Here is a 14,514-nt window from a genome sequence, read left to right as displayed (position 1 = left end):
GTACGGATAACACCAGGTAACGATCCTACGTTGCCTCCGGCAGCGCCCACGCGGGGTCGTCCACAAGTCGCCCGGACTGTGCGGTTTCGGTGCTCATGGTGACGGCCGCGACTCCGTTGCCGCCGCTGCGTTTCGCTTCGTACATCGCCGCGTCCGCCCGGGCGAGCGCACGCGCCGCGGTCTCGTTCTGACGCAGTGCGACCACGCCGACTGACAACGTCACACCGTGGGAAAGGTCATGGGGCAGCTTGGAGACCGCCTTGACCGCACGGTTGAGCGCGGCTTCGGCGGCGTGCAGCGGCGCGCCCGGCAGCAGCACCACGAACTCGTCGCCGCCATACCGCGCGACCATGTCGCCGCCACGCAACGCGTCACGCACCGTGCTTGCGACCACACGCAGGACGTCGTCGCCGTCGGCGTGTGAATACTGGTCGTTCACCTCCTTGAACCCGTCGAGGTCCACGAGCGCGAGCGCCATCGGGTGGTTGTCGGCCGACGCGGACAGCGCTTCGAGGCGCTCGTCCAGCGCACGCCGGTTCGGCAGGCCCGTCAACGGGTCCTGCATCGCCTTTCGCTCGGTCTCGCCGTGCTTACGGGTCAGCCGTTCGTGTTCGCGGCGGGTGTTAAGCGTCGCGATCCGCGACTCGCGCATCTCCCACAGCTGGGTTTCGAGCTCCTGCGCGTAGCTCTCCAGTGCGCTCAACGTGCGCTCGCCGCCGTTCGGCCCGGACAGCCGGGCGAACTCACGGATCAGGCACAGCCGCAGCGTCGGCTCGGACGGGTCGTCCTCCAGCGCCCGGCGGGATTCGGCCAGCACGTCGACGGCCTCGTGCACCAGGCCGGTCTGTTCGAGGCACCGGGCCAGCGCGATGGCGGTGATGATCAGCTCACGGGCGTACTTCGCGGTCGGTTTGATCTCGAACAACCGCTCGACGTGCGCGGACGACGGATTCGCCAGCGCGAGCGCGGCGGCCACGACCGGCACCTGCTCGGCCGCGGACTTGTCGGCCTGCCGGGGGAACAGCGACTCACGGAACGGCCCTTCGACGGCCTCGGCTATCGCCGCGGCGGTCTCGAACTTCTCCCGCGCGATCCGCGACTGGTCCACGCGCTCCAGCCGCAGGCCCCAGCCGACGAGCATCCGGATCCGGTTGATCAGGTGCACCGAGATCTGGTGCGGGACCGGGCTGTCCCGGATGTACCTGCTGGCCCGGTTCATCACCTGGTCGGCTTCCTCGTACACGCCGAGCTGGGTGAGCACCAGGCCGATGTCCATCAGGGTGGACGCCAGCATCATGTTCCACGTACGGCGGTTGAGCGTGGTGTCCAACGGCAGGTCGTCGTCGAGCATGGCGAGCGCGATAGCCGCCTCGGTCAGCGCGGTGTCCTCGGCGCCCAGCATCAACATGAAGCGCCCTTTGAGCGCGTGCGTGTCGGCTTCCAGCACCAGCAGGCCGTGCCTGCGGGTGTGCGCCATCATCTCGTCGAGGTACGGCTGCGCGGTGCTCTGCTCACCGTTGGTCACCAGGCGGATGGCGACGGCGGAACGCAGGAGCTGGGCGACCATGCGCGGTTCGCCCCGGTGTTGTGCTTCGGCCAACATGCTGTCGACCTCGTGAACGTTCTGGACCTGTGTGTCACGTCCAGCGCTCTGCGTGATCGCCAGCAACTCGCTGGCACGACTGACCAGCCACGCGTCGGACTTCTTATCCAGCGCGGGCGGGTGCTCCTCGTCCGACTCGTTGCGCAGCGGTGCACCCCCTGCCCGTCCAACACCCGGTGTTCAGCTCGACCGCTCCGCCGCCAGGGATCGAACCTGGACCATCAGAACCAAAATCTGAGGTGCTGCCTTTACACCACGGCGGACTGTGGGCCCGTGAAGGCTCACGGTTGCACATCGTTGCACGAGTGGGGTGGCCGAGCGACAGACACCCGGTGGAATTTGTTCTCGCGCACGGTCCGAACGGGCGTTAGGAGCGTCACAGGCGGGTACTTACCAGGTGTGCTAGGGGTCCGAAACTGGGGCTGCCGGGGTGGCGCCGGGCGGCTCGGGCAACCTACCCTGTCGTAAGTTACGACATCGTAGGTAAGGCTGACCTAAGTCAGACGTGAGGTGCTTATGACGACAACCCTCGACAAGTCCGAGGAGCAGGCAGCGGGTGACCAGGGCCCGAAACCGCTCTTCGAGGGCCGGCGGAACCTGGCGACGCAGATCGCCGTGTACGCGTTCATCCTGCTGCCGTTCGCGGCGCTCATCGCGGCCGTTCCGCTGTTGTGGGGTTGGGGGTTGAGCTGGGTTGACGTCGGCCTGTCGCTGTTCTTCTTCTACTTCAGCGGCCTGGGCGTGACCGTCGGTTACCACCGGCTGTTCACGCACAACTCGTTCAAGGCCAAGCGGCCGATGCGGATCATGCTGGCGGTGATGGGCAGCATGGCGGTGCAGTCGCCGCCGATCACCTGGGTCGCCGACCACCGCAGGCACCACGCGTTCTCCGACCGTGAGGGCGACCCGCACTCGCCGTGGCTGTTCGGCACCTCGCCGTGGGCGCTGGCCAAGGGTTTCTGGCACGCGCACATGGGCTGGATCTTCGAGCGGGACGTCACCAACAAGCAGCGGTTCGCCCCGGACCTGATGGCCGACAAGGACATCGTCAAGGTCAACAAGCTCTTCGTGCTGTTCACCACGCTGACCTTCGTGCTGCCCGCCGTCCTCGGTGGACTGATCACCTGGTCCTGGTGGGGCGCGCTGACCGCGTTCTTCTGGGCCGGTTTCGTGCGGGTGGCGATCCTGCACCACGTGACGTGGTCGACCAACTCGATCTGCCACATGATCGGCGAGCGGCCGTTCAAGAGCCGTGACAAGGCCGCGAACTTCTGGCCGCTGGCGATCCTGTCGTTCGGCGAGTCGTGGCACAACCTGCACCACGCCGACCCGACCTGCGCCCGGCACGGCGTGCAGCGCGGCCAGATCGACACGTCCGCGCGGCTGATCTGGATCTTCGAGAAGTTCGGCTGGGTGTACGACGTGCGCTGGCCGACCGAGCAGCGGCTGGCCCGGCTGGCCGTCGGCAAGGACTGAGATGGCTAGTGTGTCCGGGTGAGACGTAAAGAGGCGGGGCCGCCGGCGGCGCGGGTCCGGATGACCGGGACCCAACGCCGGCGGCAACTGCTGGACGTCGCCCGTGCGCTGTTCGCCGAGAAGGGCTTCGACGGTGCGTCGATCGAGGAGATCGCGCACCGGGCCGGCGTGAGCAAGCCGGTGGTGTACGAGCATTTCGGGGGTAAGGAAGGCATCTACGCGGTGGTGGTGGACCGCGAGATGGACCAGTTGCTGTCGGCGATCACGGCGTCGTTGTCGGAGGAGATGCATCCGCGGACGCTGTTGGAGCACGCGGCGACGGCGTTGCTGGACTATGTGGACTTGTCGACCGACGGGTTCCGGATTCTGGTGCGGGATTCGCCGGTGGCGAGTGCGACGGGCACGTTTTCGAGCCTGCTGTCGGACATCGCGAGTCACGTCGAGCACATCCTGGGTGTGCATTTCAGTAGTCGTGGTTATGACGCGAAGCTGGCCGGTCTGTACGCGCAGGCGTTGGTGGGGATGGTGGCGTTGACCGGGCAGTGGTGGTTGGACGTGCGCAAGCCGCGTAAGGCGGATGTGGTGGCGCATCTGGTGAACTTGGCGTGGAACGGGTTGTCCCACCTGGAGCACAAGCCGAAACCCCGCCGCTGAACAGACCTCGTGAGTGTTTATCCGTGTTCTAACCCTGATAAACACTCACGAGAGGGACCTGCGGGCGGGGTCAGCCGGCCTTCCTGATGTTCTTGACGTCGATCAGCACGCGGCGCAGGGCGTCCGGCCTGCGCTCTTCCTGGCTGTGCTTCGGCGGGTGGTTGCGGTCGGCGTCCGTGATCTCGAAGGCGGGTGCCCCTGGTCCTGCTGCGTGCTTGGCCATTTCTGTGATCCCCTCGTGCGTGCGATCCCTGTGAAGCAGTTGAAGCTTGAATCAACTGACCTCAACGTACCCCATCCGGGTGAGTCGCCGACACGGACGGCCGAACGTGGTGGTGGCGGAAAAGTGTCACGTGTCAAGGGAATGCTGGCTTCCGGTGACGAGTTGTGGTGCCGGTCCAGACCGGTCACGGCGCAGCAACGCCGCCTTGTCCGGCTTGCCGCTGGGAGCCACCGGGACCGAGTCGATGAACGTGATCGTGGCGGGCACGCTGTCCGGCCCCAGCTCGTCACGGACCAAAGTGGACAGTTCCGCACGGGACGGTTCCCTGCCGGGCATCGGGATCACGAACGCGTGCAGAACCTCTTCCGGGCCGACGACATACGCCTGATCGACGTCGGCGTGGCCGGCCAGCACGCGCTCGATCGGCCCGGCGTAGACGGGGTAACCGTTGACGATCACGACGTCCCGCGCGCGTCCGGTCAGGTGCAGGTAACCGTCCCGCAGCTCGCCGAGATCGCGTGTCCTGATCCAGCCGTCGACGACCACTTCCTGCGTCTCCGAAGGGTTTTCCCAGTAGTCCCGCATCATCCACGGGGTACGGGCCCAGATCTCGCCGTCCCGGACCTCGATCTCCGCGCGCTGGTGCGGTTTCCCGACGGTGTCGAGGCGTCCGGCCGCTATCTCGGCGGGAGTGGTGATGGTCAGGCCGCCGGTCTCGCTCTGGCCGTACTGGTGGTAGATCACCGGGCCGATGCGCTCCATGGCCTCCTGCAGGCGGTGTGGCGCCAGCGGCGAGCCGGCGACGAGCATGCCGCGCAGGCTGCTCAGGTCGAGAGGGTTGTCCCGTAACGAATCCAGCATCGCGTACAGCCGAGGCACGTTCATGATGCTGAAGCTGATCTGTTCCTCGGCGAGGACGTCGGGGAACTTCAGCCGCGTGGGGATGACGGCGGTTCCGCCGTGCAGCAGGCACAGTGCGAGGAAGTCCTGCACCACGGCGCTGGCCAGGCTGCCGAACAACAGGAACCGGTCGCACGCCGCCGCCATCGCCGCGGTCGGCGCATCCCAGGTGTCCGGATTCCACGTGTAGTGATCGGCGAGCGCCTGATATGTCTGTGCGCACGCCTTCGGTAGACCGGTGCTCCCGCTGGTATAGACCAACCGGGCCACCTGGTCCGGTCGCGAGGTGAGGATCAACGGCTCGTCTTCGGTGTCCGCGAGGGCAGGCAGCTTCGCGTCGGTGACGATCAGGTCGAGCCCGTCACCGAGGATGTGGTCGAGTTGCTTGGCGCTGAACCCCGGCCGGACCCCGACGACACGGGCACCCAACGCCCACGCGGCCAGGTACGCGGCCAACGCCTCCGGTGTCACCTCGGTGGTCATCGCCACGCCGGAGCCGCGTTTGACACCGGCCGCGCGCATTCCCGCGGCGATCCGGCTGGTCAGGTTGAGCAACTCGGTCTTGGTGACCGCGCGCTGCCCGTGCTCCACGGCGATCTTCGACGGGTCGGTGCGCAGGGCGGCGAAAACCGCGTCGGGAAAGGACATGGGCTCACCCTAGGGTGACTCGCAGCAGCTTGTCGTCGTTGCCGTTGGAAGTCGTGACGTACAGGGCGCCGTCGGGGCCCTGCCGCGCCGCGCGCAGCCTGCCCCAGTCGTCGTCGAACTCCGGGGGCACGGACACCGACTGGATCTTGCCCGCGTCGTCCATCTTGAACAGCAGGAGTTTCGCGCCCTTCAACGCGGTCACCACGAGCGAACCGTTCATGGTGCCCCACTGCGGCCCGTCGAGGAACGTCGCCGCGCAGACCGCCTCGGTGCGGTCGCCCGACTCCCACAACGCGGGCACCGCGTCGGGGAACCGCTGCAGGTCGGTCATCGGGACGTCCTCGTCGTAGCTGGTCTCGGTGCCGCCTTTGGCCGGGTCCCAGCCGTAGTTCCGGCCGGCCAGTTCGACGTTGATCTCGTCGTTCTTGTCCGGGCCGTGCTCGGCGGTGATGATCTGACCGCTGCCCGGGCGGATCGCGACGCCCTGCACGTTGCGGTGGCCGTAGGTGAAAAGCCGCTGCTCGTTGGGGTTCTGCGCGGAGCTGAACGGATTGCCCTGGGCGGGGCCACCGGTCTTGACGTCCAGCCGCAACACCTTGCCGCCGAGGTTCGTGCGGTCCTGCGAGATCGGCGCGCGTGCGGTGTCACCGGTGCCGACGATCAGGGCACCATCCGGCGCGATCGCCGGACGGCAGCCGGAGTGCCTGCCGTTGCGGGCGACCGGCAGGCCGGACAGCATGACGTTGACGCGTTGCGCACTCGAACCGTCGGCCGCGAGGCGCCAGCGGACCAGCCGGACGTCCACGCCGACGCCGTTCTCCTTGTACGTCTGGCACGTGATGAACTCGCGGTTCGTGGCGAAGTCCGGGTCGAGCACCATGCCCATCAGCCCGCCTTCGCCGACCGCGAGCACGTCGGTGAAATCGGCCTGGACCTGCGTGACGGTCGCGCCCGGCCGGGTCGACGACAGCAGTGCGAGCTTGCCGGGACGCTGGCTGACCAGCGCCTTGCCGTCCGGCAGGAAGGCGATGTCCCAGCCGTGCTCCAGGCCACCGGCGACCGTCTCGATCCTCATGCCGGGGGCGGGCGCCTCCTGCGGCGTGCTGGCTTGCCCGTTCGCGCTGGCCGGTGGCGGGACTCTGCCCGCGTTGGACTCGGTACAGGCGGTCAGGGCGGCAAGTGTGACGAGGAGCACGGCGATCCGTCGCATGGGGACAAGCATGCGCCGATCACTGTCCGGTTTGTGTGTGGTTACGCACGTGTCGGCCGCGCGCGGACGTGACAAGGTGAGAGCGTGCATCTGAGGTTGGAGACGGCCGGGCCCGTGGCGACGCTGACCATCGACCGGCCGGACAAGCGCAACGCGTTGAGTTTCGACATGTGGTCGGCGATCCCCGGCCTGCTCGGATCGCTGGACAGCACGACCCGGGTGCTGCTGATCCAGGGCGGCGAGCACTTCTCGGCGGGCGCGGACATCGCCGAGTTCGAGACGCTCCGGTCAGGCGCTGAGGGCGCGACGCGCTACAGCGACGCCGTGCACGCGGCCGAGCGGGCGATCGCCGGGTTCCCGGTGCCGACGATCGCGGTGATCAACGGGTTCTGCATCGGCGGCGGCTGCGAGCTCGCGCTGGCCTGCGACCTGCGGATCGCCGCGGACAACGCCAGGTTCGGGATCACCCCGGCCAAGCTCGGCATCGTCTACAACTTCACGTCCACCAAGCAGCTGGTCGACGCGGTCGGCAAGGCGTGGGCCAAGCAGATCCTGGTCACCGGCGAGATCATCGACGCGGCCACGGCACTGCGCATCGGCCTGGTCAACGAGCTGCACCCGGCCGGTTCGCTGGAAACCCGCGCGAAGGAACTGGCGGGCACGATCTCGAGCCGCGCCCAGGTGAGCGTGCGCGGTGCCAAGACCATCGTCAACCGCATCGCCGACGGTGAGCATGAGGACGACAGCATCCGTGCCCTGTACGACGAGGCCGTGCACAGCGCTGACTACGCGGAGGGTGTGCGGGCGTTTCTGGAGAAGCGCACCCCGAAGTTCTAGCAGGGCGGATCGAGGATGCGGACAGCGCCGCGGGAACCATGTTCCGCCGGAGAAGCAGCTCCGTCCGGGCAGTTCGGCGTTGCCGTCGAACTGCCCGGACGGGAGGCCCGCGTTCGCTTGTCAGGCCGGCGCGTCATTCGCGGCCGAGGCGACGTAGTCCAGGAAGACACGCATCGCGTCCGGCTCGCGCTCGATCAACGCCTCCTCGTGGCCCTCGTCGTCGACCAGTCGGGGATAGCCGAAGATCGCCTGGGTGTAGGCCTCGCCTTGGTCGCGCGTGGCGAACTTCCAGCCGTCCGGCAACCGGCCGTCGACCACTTCGAACAGTTCGATCGGCTGCCAGTTCGGTTTGCCCGTGTCGTCCCGCAGCAACAGCGTCAGGCCACGGTTGAACATCGAGATCCCGTACACCGGATAGGTCTCGCCCACGGTCACCTCGAAGACCGTGTGCTCCGTGTAGTAGAGCCCGTGGGCGGGTTCGGGGAGCCCCTTGTTCCGGAGGCACTTCACCAGCATCGCGGTCCTCAGTCTTTGAACTTGTAATCGTCGACTTGACGGGTCTTCGTGTTGTACACGTAGTGGATCTCCACGCCGTTGACGTTCTGGGTCATCTTGACCCATCCCTCCTCGTGCCGCCATCGCGGATCGGTCATCACCGGCTTCTGCAACTGCTTGCCCGCCTGGGGATTGGACATCGCCTGGTCCATGGCGAGCTTCTCGTGCAACGAGTTCGCCTCGGTACGGCCGGTGTTGCCACGTCCCAGCGGCTTCGGGATGCACTCCTCCGGGTCGGTCGCCGCCGTGAAGCCGGCGGCTGTGGAGCCGGCGGCTGTGGAGCCGGCGGCCACACCCGCGCGGGCGACCGGGCACGACGGGAGCTTGCGGAACCGTTCAGCGGTCTCCCTGATCGTGGTCAGGACCTTGCGGCCTGCCGAGGACGCCTCAAGGAACTTCGTCAGTCCGCCCACGAGTTTGGCGATGGCCGAGGAGACCGCGGGCAGTTTCGCCACCAGCAGCAGCAACGACCCGACGTTGACGACCGTCCATAGGCACGCGGCGACGTCGCCTTCACCGAAGCACTTCTTGGCGTCGGTGTACCCGATCACGTCGAGCAGAACCTGCCCGCCGTTCTCGATGATGTAGTCGATGATGCCCTTCTTGGCGTCGTCGACCGCCTTGCGGTACTCCGCGATCGCCTCAGGCGACATGTTCCGCAGGAACTGGGCCTCTTCCTCCGCGGTGAGGCCGGGATCGCCGTCCCCGGAGGCCACCTGCTGACGACGCTTCTCGTCCTCGGCCTTGCGCGCCGCTTCCTCAGCCCGGTCAGCCGCTTTACCTGCTTCGACGGCCGCGTTGTAGGCGTTCTTCGCCGCTTCCGCCGCCGCCGCGGCATGCTGTTCCGCGCTGTCCGCGGCCGCGCCGGCCTCCGCGGCGAGGGTTTCGGCACGTCCCGCGGCACCTTGTGCTGCCGCGGCGTCGGCTTCGGCCTGGCTGGCCGCCGACCGTGCTGCCGCCGCCTCGCCCTCAGCCGCGGCCGCGGACCGTCCGGCGATAGCGGCGTCGTCGGCTGCCTGGTTGGCCGCTGCCCGTGCTTTGCGTGCGTCTTCCCGCGCTTGGGCGTCGGCCTGGTTGGCTCGTGCGGCCGCTGCCCGTGCCGCCGCACCGTCCGCCGCTGCTTCGGCGGCTGCCTTCTGGGCATCCGCGGCGGAACGTGCTGCCGCAGCCGAGGACTTGGCCGCTGCGGCCGCCGCGTCGTATGCGGGCTTGACCTCGGCCGCGGCCCGGTCGGCTGCTTCCTGGGCCAGGCGTGCGGCCTCCAGGGCCTCGGCGGCGCGTCGTTCGGCGGCCGCGGCTTGCTCGGCGCCGACCGCGCGGGCCTGTTCGGCGACTCGGACGACGAAGTCGGCGTCGATGTCCTGGCCGGTGAACGGCGCCACGACGGTGATGGCGGTGTTCGCCGGTTCGGTGATCGCTTGCGACGACGACTTGGCCGCCGACGCCGCCTGCACGGCCAGACCGGCCTGGGTCGCGGCCGACACCGCCTCGTGGGCGGCGGCTTCCGACTCGGCCCTGGTGCGCTCGGCGGACATCTGCGACTGCATCGCCTCGCCCGCCGCCTGGTTGGCCAGGTTCACCGCGTTCTGCGCGGCTTCAGCGGCCTTGGCCTCGTTGAACGTCGCGTCCGAAGCCGCGGAGTTGGCTCGCTGCGCTGCCGCATGGGTTGCCGCGGCCTCGGCTTCCGCCTTGGTCGCCGCCGCGTTCGCCCGAGCGGCGGCGGCCTGCGCGGCTTGCGCCGCAGCGCGAGCCCGTGCGGCTGCACGAGTGGCTTCCGTTGCGGCACCTCGCGCTCCGGCTGCCGCGCCGGTCGCGACATTCGCTGCCGCACGAGCCGCACCAGCCGCGCCGATAGCCGTGTTGGCTTCCCCACGTGCTTGCAGCGCCGCGTCGAACGCAGTCCTTTCGTGTTCGCTACCACGGCTGGCCGCGGCCATCGCATCCATTGCCGCGGCACGGGCTTCCGCCGCGCGCTGTTCCCGCTCCGCCGCGTACGCCCTGTCGCGAGCTGCGCTGGCGTTGCGTTCTTCATTGCGGGCGTTGGTTTCCGCTTGCGCCGCGACACCGTCAGCCGCCTGGGCCCTGTCACGGGCACCGCGCGCGATGCCTTCCTGGACCTCCGCTTCGCCACGCATCGCACGTGCGACAGCCGCTTGCTGCTCGGCTCGTACGCGTGCGGCGGCCGCGTTGGCACGCTCCCGTTCCGCGATCGCCCGCTGCGCCGCGGCTGTCGCCGCCTCACGCTCCGCGGTGATGCGGTGCTGACGGGTCCGCTCCGCCGCCGCCCACGCCTGCGCTTCCGCAGCCTCAGCAGCCTGCCGGGCGGCCTTGGTCCGGGCCGCGGCGTCCTTGGCCGCCTCCATCTGCACCCGCGCGGCCTCAGCCAGATCCGCCGCGGCACGCGCGTGCGCTTCGGCGGTCTGACGCCACTTCTTGGCCTGCTCGGCATGCCGCTCGGCACGTTCCTGAGCGTTACGGGCCTGGTCGGTGAACGCCGCCGCGTCAATCGAATGCGACGCCGTTTCCACCGCCGACACCGCAGCCCGTGCCGCCTGGGACATCCCGAAGGCCATCTGCGCCCACTGCGCCCCATACGGCAGACCGGTCTCCACCAGCACATCGGCCTGCACCTGGGCCTTGACCGCCGCGGTCTGCGCATCGCCAGCCGCCGCACGGGCAGCGGCCAACTGGCGGGCGACCTCCGCCTTCACCCCGTCGAACGCATCGACCGGGTGCTGCCCGGCCGCGGTGTTCGCGGCCAGGATCTGCTCGGCCTTCCGTGCCTCATTCCCCGCCAGGATCAGGGAATTCGACGAGCGCTGCAACGCCCGGATACCGATGCCGTGCTCCACCAGCAGAACACGCCGGGCCTCGTTCGCCCGCGCCGAACGCTTCGCCAGCTCCGACAACGCCTCCGCGGCCTTCTGCCGGGCCTCCTCGTCAGCGAGGAACTTCTCCCGCGCCTCGGCGTCCTTCCCGGCCGCCTCCAAATACCCGCTGGCCAGGAACTGCTCGACCGCCGCATCACCGGCGTCCAACGCGGTCTGCGCGGCCCGCTTGACCTCCGGCCCGCCGACGCCGACGAGCATCTGCACGCGAGCCCGGTTCTCCACCGCTCGCTGCTGGACGCTCTGCGTCGCCGCCGCGTCCCGCTGCTCGGCGATAGCCTTGCCGTAGGCCAAAAACTGTGCACGGTCCAGATCGGTACCGGCCAGCACACGGTCCACTTCGGCCCGCAGATACGCCCCACCGGTACCACGCAACGGCTCGATCGCCGCCCGGTTCTGCCGGGCGACCTCGGCCTTGCGATCCGCGGCCCTCTTCTGCGCCTCCCGCAAACCCGTGTTGAGGAACGCCATGATCGCCGTACGGCCGCCCTCCAGTGCGGCCCTCGCGGCATCACGAACCTCGACATCCTCAGCCAACTCGGCGTTGTCAGCCACCAACTGACGCAACCGAGGGTCACCGGTGTCCGGAACACCGGTCTTGCCGTCCCACTCCTTGTACGGATCAGCGGGCATCGGCCGGGCCGGAGTTTCCGCCACGGCCGCTGTCGCTGTCATCGCGGGCGCCGCGACCGCGACGTCCGGCGGGCTTGCCAGGCCCGCGAACACCGCGACCGTCAGCGATGCCGCCAACGCTCTTCGGATGAGTCTCACTACTGGTGAACCCCCTGGAATGAAAGCGGCCCGGCACCCGTCAAGCCGAGTGCCGGGCCGGTGTCAGGACTGGATGATCAGAACTTGGTGTCCCAGGTCTTGCCGGTCGCGGGATCGTGGTAGATGTAGCCGCCCTGGAAGGTGCTCCGGCGCAGGTTGCCCACCTGCTCCTCGTCCGTGGTCGGGTAGCCCAGGTACGACCGCTCCCAGTCCATCGCCTGCCAGCGGTCCCGGATCGCGCCGTAGACCAGGTGCGCGCCGGTGGCCTGGGTCCAGTAGATCGACAACCCGCTGACGAAGTGGGTGTACGTGCCCTTGCCGTCCGGCGTCGGCGTGGTGTCGATGAGCGGCATCCGCATCTTGTGCCCGCCGGAGGCCAGGTACTTGGTCAGTGCCGGGCCGGAGATGCTGCGCACCCCGGTGTCCGCGCCCCAGTAGGCACGGGCGTTGTTGACGAACTCGCGGTACCGGATGCCGTCGACGAGCACTTCGCCCGCCTTCGGGTTGCCCACGAACGTCCGCCACGCGTCATCGTTGTGCCAGCGCAGCGTGATCTGCGTGCTGACGGCCGGGTCGGGGTTGACGACGTTCCAGGTGGTGTCCGCCTTGAACACGTGCTGGTTGGTGTCCCACACATTGGTGCCGCTTTCGTTGGCGGCGTACAGCGCGGCGCCGTAGTGACGCAGGAAACGACCGGGCAACGCCTTGGACTCCAACGACACGCCGAAGCCGGAGTGGCCCAGCTTCGGGCACCACGTGGCGTCCTTCTTGAACACGTCACTGCCGTCACTGGCGTGCAGCTTCACCCGCTGATCCTGCTGACGCAGATAGCTGCCGACCTTCGTGGCCGACTCGAACGAGTAGCAGGCCGCGTCGGCCAGGCCGGTGACGACCTTCCAGGTCGCCTCGCCCAGCGGTATGTTGGCGGCGGTGGTGCTCTGCGTGCCAGGGGTGATCACGGCGTCGCCGCCACCGCTGCGCACGTGCCAGGCCTTCACGCCGGGCGTGGTGGTCATCAGGGCCTGGTTGAGCACGGCGTACTGGGTTTCCGACAGGAACTTCGTGACGTCCGCCGCAGTGCCCGCCAGCGCGGCGTTGGCCGCGGCGACCAGGCGTGGCCGCACCCGGCCTGCTTCGGCCTTGGCCTTGATTTCGCGGACCTTCTGCCGGTCGGCTTCTTCGCGGATGGCCTTCTCGCGGGCGGCGTCAAGCTCATCGGCCGCCTTCATGCCGGTGTCGATGAACGCCTTCCAGTCCGCCGGATTGGTGCTGCGCAACGCGGCGTCCGCGGCGTTCTTCACCTCGATGTGCCGCGGTTGCGCCAGCTCCGGCGTGGTCAGCAACTGGCGGATGAAGTTGTCGTCCGACAGGGCGAGCCAGCCTTCCGGCGCGATGATCCCCAGCAGCGCGGCGGCGTTCTTCTTGGCCTGCTTGGCGGCCAGAATCCGCGCGGCCTCCTCGCTTTCCTGCTTGGCCTTCTCGATCGCGTCGCGCTGGTCCTCGATGTGCAGGGTGTAGATCGTGGTGGTGATGAACGTCTTCCACGCCACCGCGTCACCACCCCAGGCGTCCACCGCGCCCTGCTTGACCTTCGGGCCGGTCGAGCGGCGCCACACCTGGTAGACGAAGTTCTGGTCGTTGCCGTCCAGCATCGCCGCATCCGCCGGGATCTCGGCGAACGCCGCCGCGTTCTGCCGCGCCTCCCGCGCCTGGCGGGCCTCTTCCGTACGCCGGGCGTACTCGATCTGGTCACGGTCGACGAAGTCGTGAATCGACGTGCGGATGAACGCGGTCGCATCGGGAGCGTCCGGCGTGTCCACGACGACCCGGTAGACCCGGTAAGCCTCGGCCTTGGTCAGCGGGTACTTGTCCGGGCTGATCCGGTCGTAGACCCGGAACACGAAGTTCTTGTCCGACAACATCAACCACTCGTCGGTCGCCTCACCGACGCCGATCGCGCGCACCGCGAGCACCTTCTCCACCTCGGTGGACTCGGGGAGGTCGGTGGCCGCCGGATCGACGACCTCCTGCGGGATGGCCGGTGCGTTCGCGGTCGCCTCGGAGTTGCGGGCGGCCGCCGCGGGCGGGATGTCGGACGACGGTGCCGCGCTCGCGGTCAGTGCCGTCATCGGTGCCATCAGGCCGGTGACGACGGCGGCGGCCACCAGCCCGCGCGCCATCCGTCTACTGTGGACTACTGTTCTTCGCATACCCCCAGCACCTTTCTTTTTTGTGGCATGGCAAAGCCATCGCCCTACGGCGAGATACCAGTGAAAATCAGAGAGTGTTCCTGACGCGCTGTTCGCCGTCCAGAGCCTGCTGCAACAACCCGTTCCAATACACCGCCTGCTGCGCCGCCGCATCCCGCTCAGCCAACCACGCCGCCTCCGACGACTTCGCCGGATCAACAATCGACGACCAGTTCGGACCCAACGCCGCCTGCGCCGCGGCCAGCACCACACGCCAGTTCTCCGCCTGACGCACCGCGAAAGCCTGCGCCTCACCCCACCCCGACCGGGCAGGCTGCGTCTGCTCACCCACCTGCTGCCACGCCCGCGCCGCCGCGTCCTTGGCCTGCTGCCTGGTCTCCTCCGACGCCTCCCGCGCCGCCTTCTCCGCAGCCTCCGCATCCACGATCAACCGCAACACCGTCGCCCGCCACCGCATGTTCTCGTTCGCCTGCCGCATCCGGAACACCTCCAGATCCAACCGCGAACCCGTCGCCCAGCCATACGCGAAGAACTCGACC

The 14,514-nt window shown here is 68.6% G+C and carries 10 protein-coding genes, 1 tRNA gene and 1 pseudogene; 3 read left to right on the top strand and 9 right to left on the bottom strand.

Going from position 1 to position 14,514, the window contains the following annotated elements; genetic code table 11:
- Positions 1-25: 25 nt before the first annotated feature.
- Both GC106_RS43535 and GC106_RS43530 read right to left on the bottom strand, forming a co-directional pair.
- Positions 26-1,603: a GGDEF domain-containing protein gene (locus GC106_RS43535; RefSeq protein WP_246368173.1), complete on the bottom strand. Its 1,578-nt coding sequence runs from the start codon at positions 1,601-1,603 to the stop codon at positions 26-28.
- A gap of 192 nt (positions 1,604-1,795) precedes the next feature.
- Positions 1,796-1,866: transfer RNA gene (locus GC106_RS43530), tRNA-Gln, on the bottom strand.
- A gap of 253 nt (positions 1,867-2,119) precedes the next feature.
- Between GC106_RS43530 and GC106_RS43525 the strand changes: the two genes are divergently transcribed.
- Positions 2,120-3,079: an acyl-CoA desaturase gene (locus GC106_RS43525; protein ID WP_173142066.1), complete on the top strand. Its 960-nt coding sequence runs from the start codon at positions 2,120-2,122 to the stop codon at positions 3,077-3,079.
- Between the two features lie 60 nt (positions 3,080-3,139).
- Complete coding sequence (locus tag GC106_RS43520) at positions 3,140-3,733, top strand: TetR/AcrR family transcriptional regulator (protein ID WP_173142106.1); 594 nt, start codon at positions 3,140-3,142, stop codon at positions 3,731-3,733.
- A 70-nt stretch (positions 3,734-3,803) separates the two neighbouring features.
- Here the strand turns inward: GC106_RS43520 and GC106_RS43515 are convergent, their stop codons facing one another.
- The 3 genes from GC106_RS43515 to GC106_RS43505 form a co-directional block, all read right to left on the bottom strand.
- Positions 3,804-3,956: a hypothetical protein gene (locus GC106_RS43515; RefSeq protein ID WP_173142065.1), complete on the bottom strand. Its 153-nt coding sequence runs from the start codon at positions 3,954-3,956 to the stop codon at positions 3,804-3,806.
- A 126-nt stretch (positions 3,957-4,082) separates the two neighbouring features.
- On the bottom strand, positions 4,083-5,504 hold the full coding sequence (locus GC106_RS43510; RefSeq protein ID WP_173142064.1) for a class I adenylate-forming enzyme family protein: 1,422 nt from the start codon (positions 5,502-5,504) through the stop codon (positions 4,083-4,085).
- Between the two features lie 4 nt (positions 5,505-5,508).
- Complete coding sequence (locus GC106_RS43505; RefSeq protein WP_173142063.1) at positions 5,509-6,714, bottom strand: PQQ-dependent sugar dehydrogenase; 1,206 nt, start codon at positions 6,712-6,714, stop codon at positions 5,509-5,511.
- An 84-nt stretch (positions 6,715-6,798) separates the two neighbouring features.
- On the opposite strand from GC106_RS43505, the gene GC106_RS43500 reads away from it, so the two are divergent.
- A complete protein-coding gene (locus GC106_RS43500) occupies positions 6,799-7,551 on the top strand; it encodes an enoyl-CoA hydratase/isomerase family protein (protein WP_173142062.1) in 753 nt (250 codons plus the stop codon).
- A 120-nt stretch (positions 7,552-7,671) separates the two neighbouring features.
- Here GC106_RS43500 and GC106_RS43495 read toward each other — a convergent pair whose 3' ends face one another.
- The 4 genes and pseudogenes from GC106_RS43495 to GC106_RS43480 form a co-directional block, all read right to left on the bottom strand.
- Positions 7,672-8,061: a hypothetical protein gene (locus GC106_RS43495; protein WP_173142061.1), complete on the bottom strand. Its 390-nt coding sequence runs from the start codon at positions 8,059-8,061 to the stop codon at positions 7,672-7,674.
- A gap of 14 nt (positions 8,062-8,075) precedes the next feature.
- The gene (locus tag GC106_RS47260; RefSeq protein ID WP_217281689.1) at positions 8,076-11,765 is read right to left on the bottom strand and encodes an ALF repeat-containing protein; all 3,690 of its coding nucleotides are present in this window, start codon (positions 11,763-11,765) and stop codon (positions 8,076-8,078) included.
- Between the two features lie 77 nt (positions 11,766-11,842).
- The gene (locus GC106_RS48485; protein WP_246368171.1) at positions 11,843-13,945 is read right to left on the bottom strand and encodes an AbfB domain-containing protein; all 2,103 of its coding nucleotides are present in this window, start codon (positions 13,943-13,945) and stop codon (positions 11,843-11,845) included.
- A 97-nt stretch (positions 13,946-14,042) separates the two neighbouring features.
- Positions 14,043-14,514, bottom strand: a pseudogene (locus GC106_RS43480) (hypothetical protein); the annotation flags it as partial.

It is taken from the genome of Kibdelosporangium persicum (assembly GCF_013280595.1).
Classification (GTDB): domain Bacteria; phylum Actinomycetota; class Actinomycetes; order Mycobacteriales; family Pseudonocardiaceae; genus Kibdelosporangium; species Kibdelosporangium persicum.
The sequence above is the reverse complement of the archived record's forward strand: the minus strand, read 5'-3'. Positions and strand labels throughout refer to the sequence as shown.

Bases quoted from the DNA above. Each gene is read 5' to 3' on its own strand.
- GC106_RS43535 (WP_246368173.1), bottom strand. From the start codon at position 1,603: ATGTTGGCCGAAGCACAACACCGGGGCGAACCGCGCATGGTCGCCCAG.
- GC106_RS43510 (WP_173142064.1), bottom strand. From the start codon at position 5,504: ATGTCCTTTCCCGACGCGGTTTTCGCCGCCCTGCGCACCGACCCGTCG.
- GC106_RS43505 (WP_173142063.1), bottom strand. From the start codon at position 6,714: ATGCGACGGATCGCCGTGCTCCTCGTCACACTTGCCGCCCTGACCGCC.
- GC106_RS43520 (WP_173142106.1), top strand. From the start codon at position 3,140: ATGACCGGGACCCAACGCCGGCGGCAACTGCTGGACGTCGCCCGTGCG.
- GC106_RS48485 (WP_246368171.1), bottom strand. From the start codon at position 13,945: ATGGCGCGCGGGCTGGTGGCCGCCGCCGTCGTCACCGGCCTGATGGCA.
- GC106_RS43515 (WP_173142065.1), bottom strand. From the start codon at position 3,956: ATGGCCAAGCACGCAGCAGGACCAGGGGCACCCGCCTTCGAGATCACG.
- GC106_RS43525 (WP_173142066.1), top strand. From the start codon at position 2,120: ATGACGACAACCCTCGACAAGTCCGAGGAGCAGGCAGCGGGTGACCAG.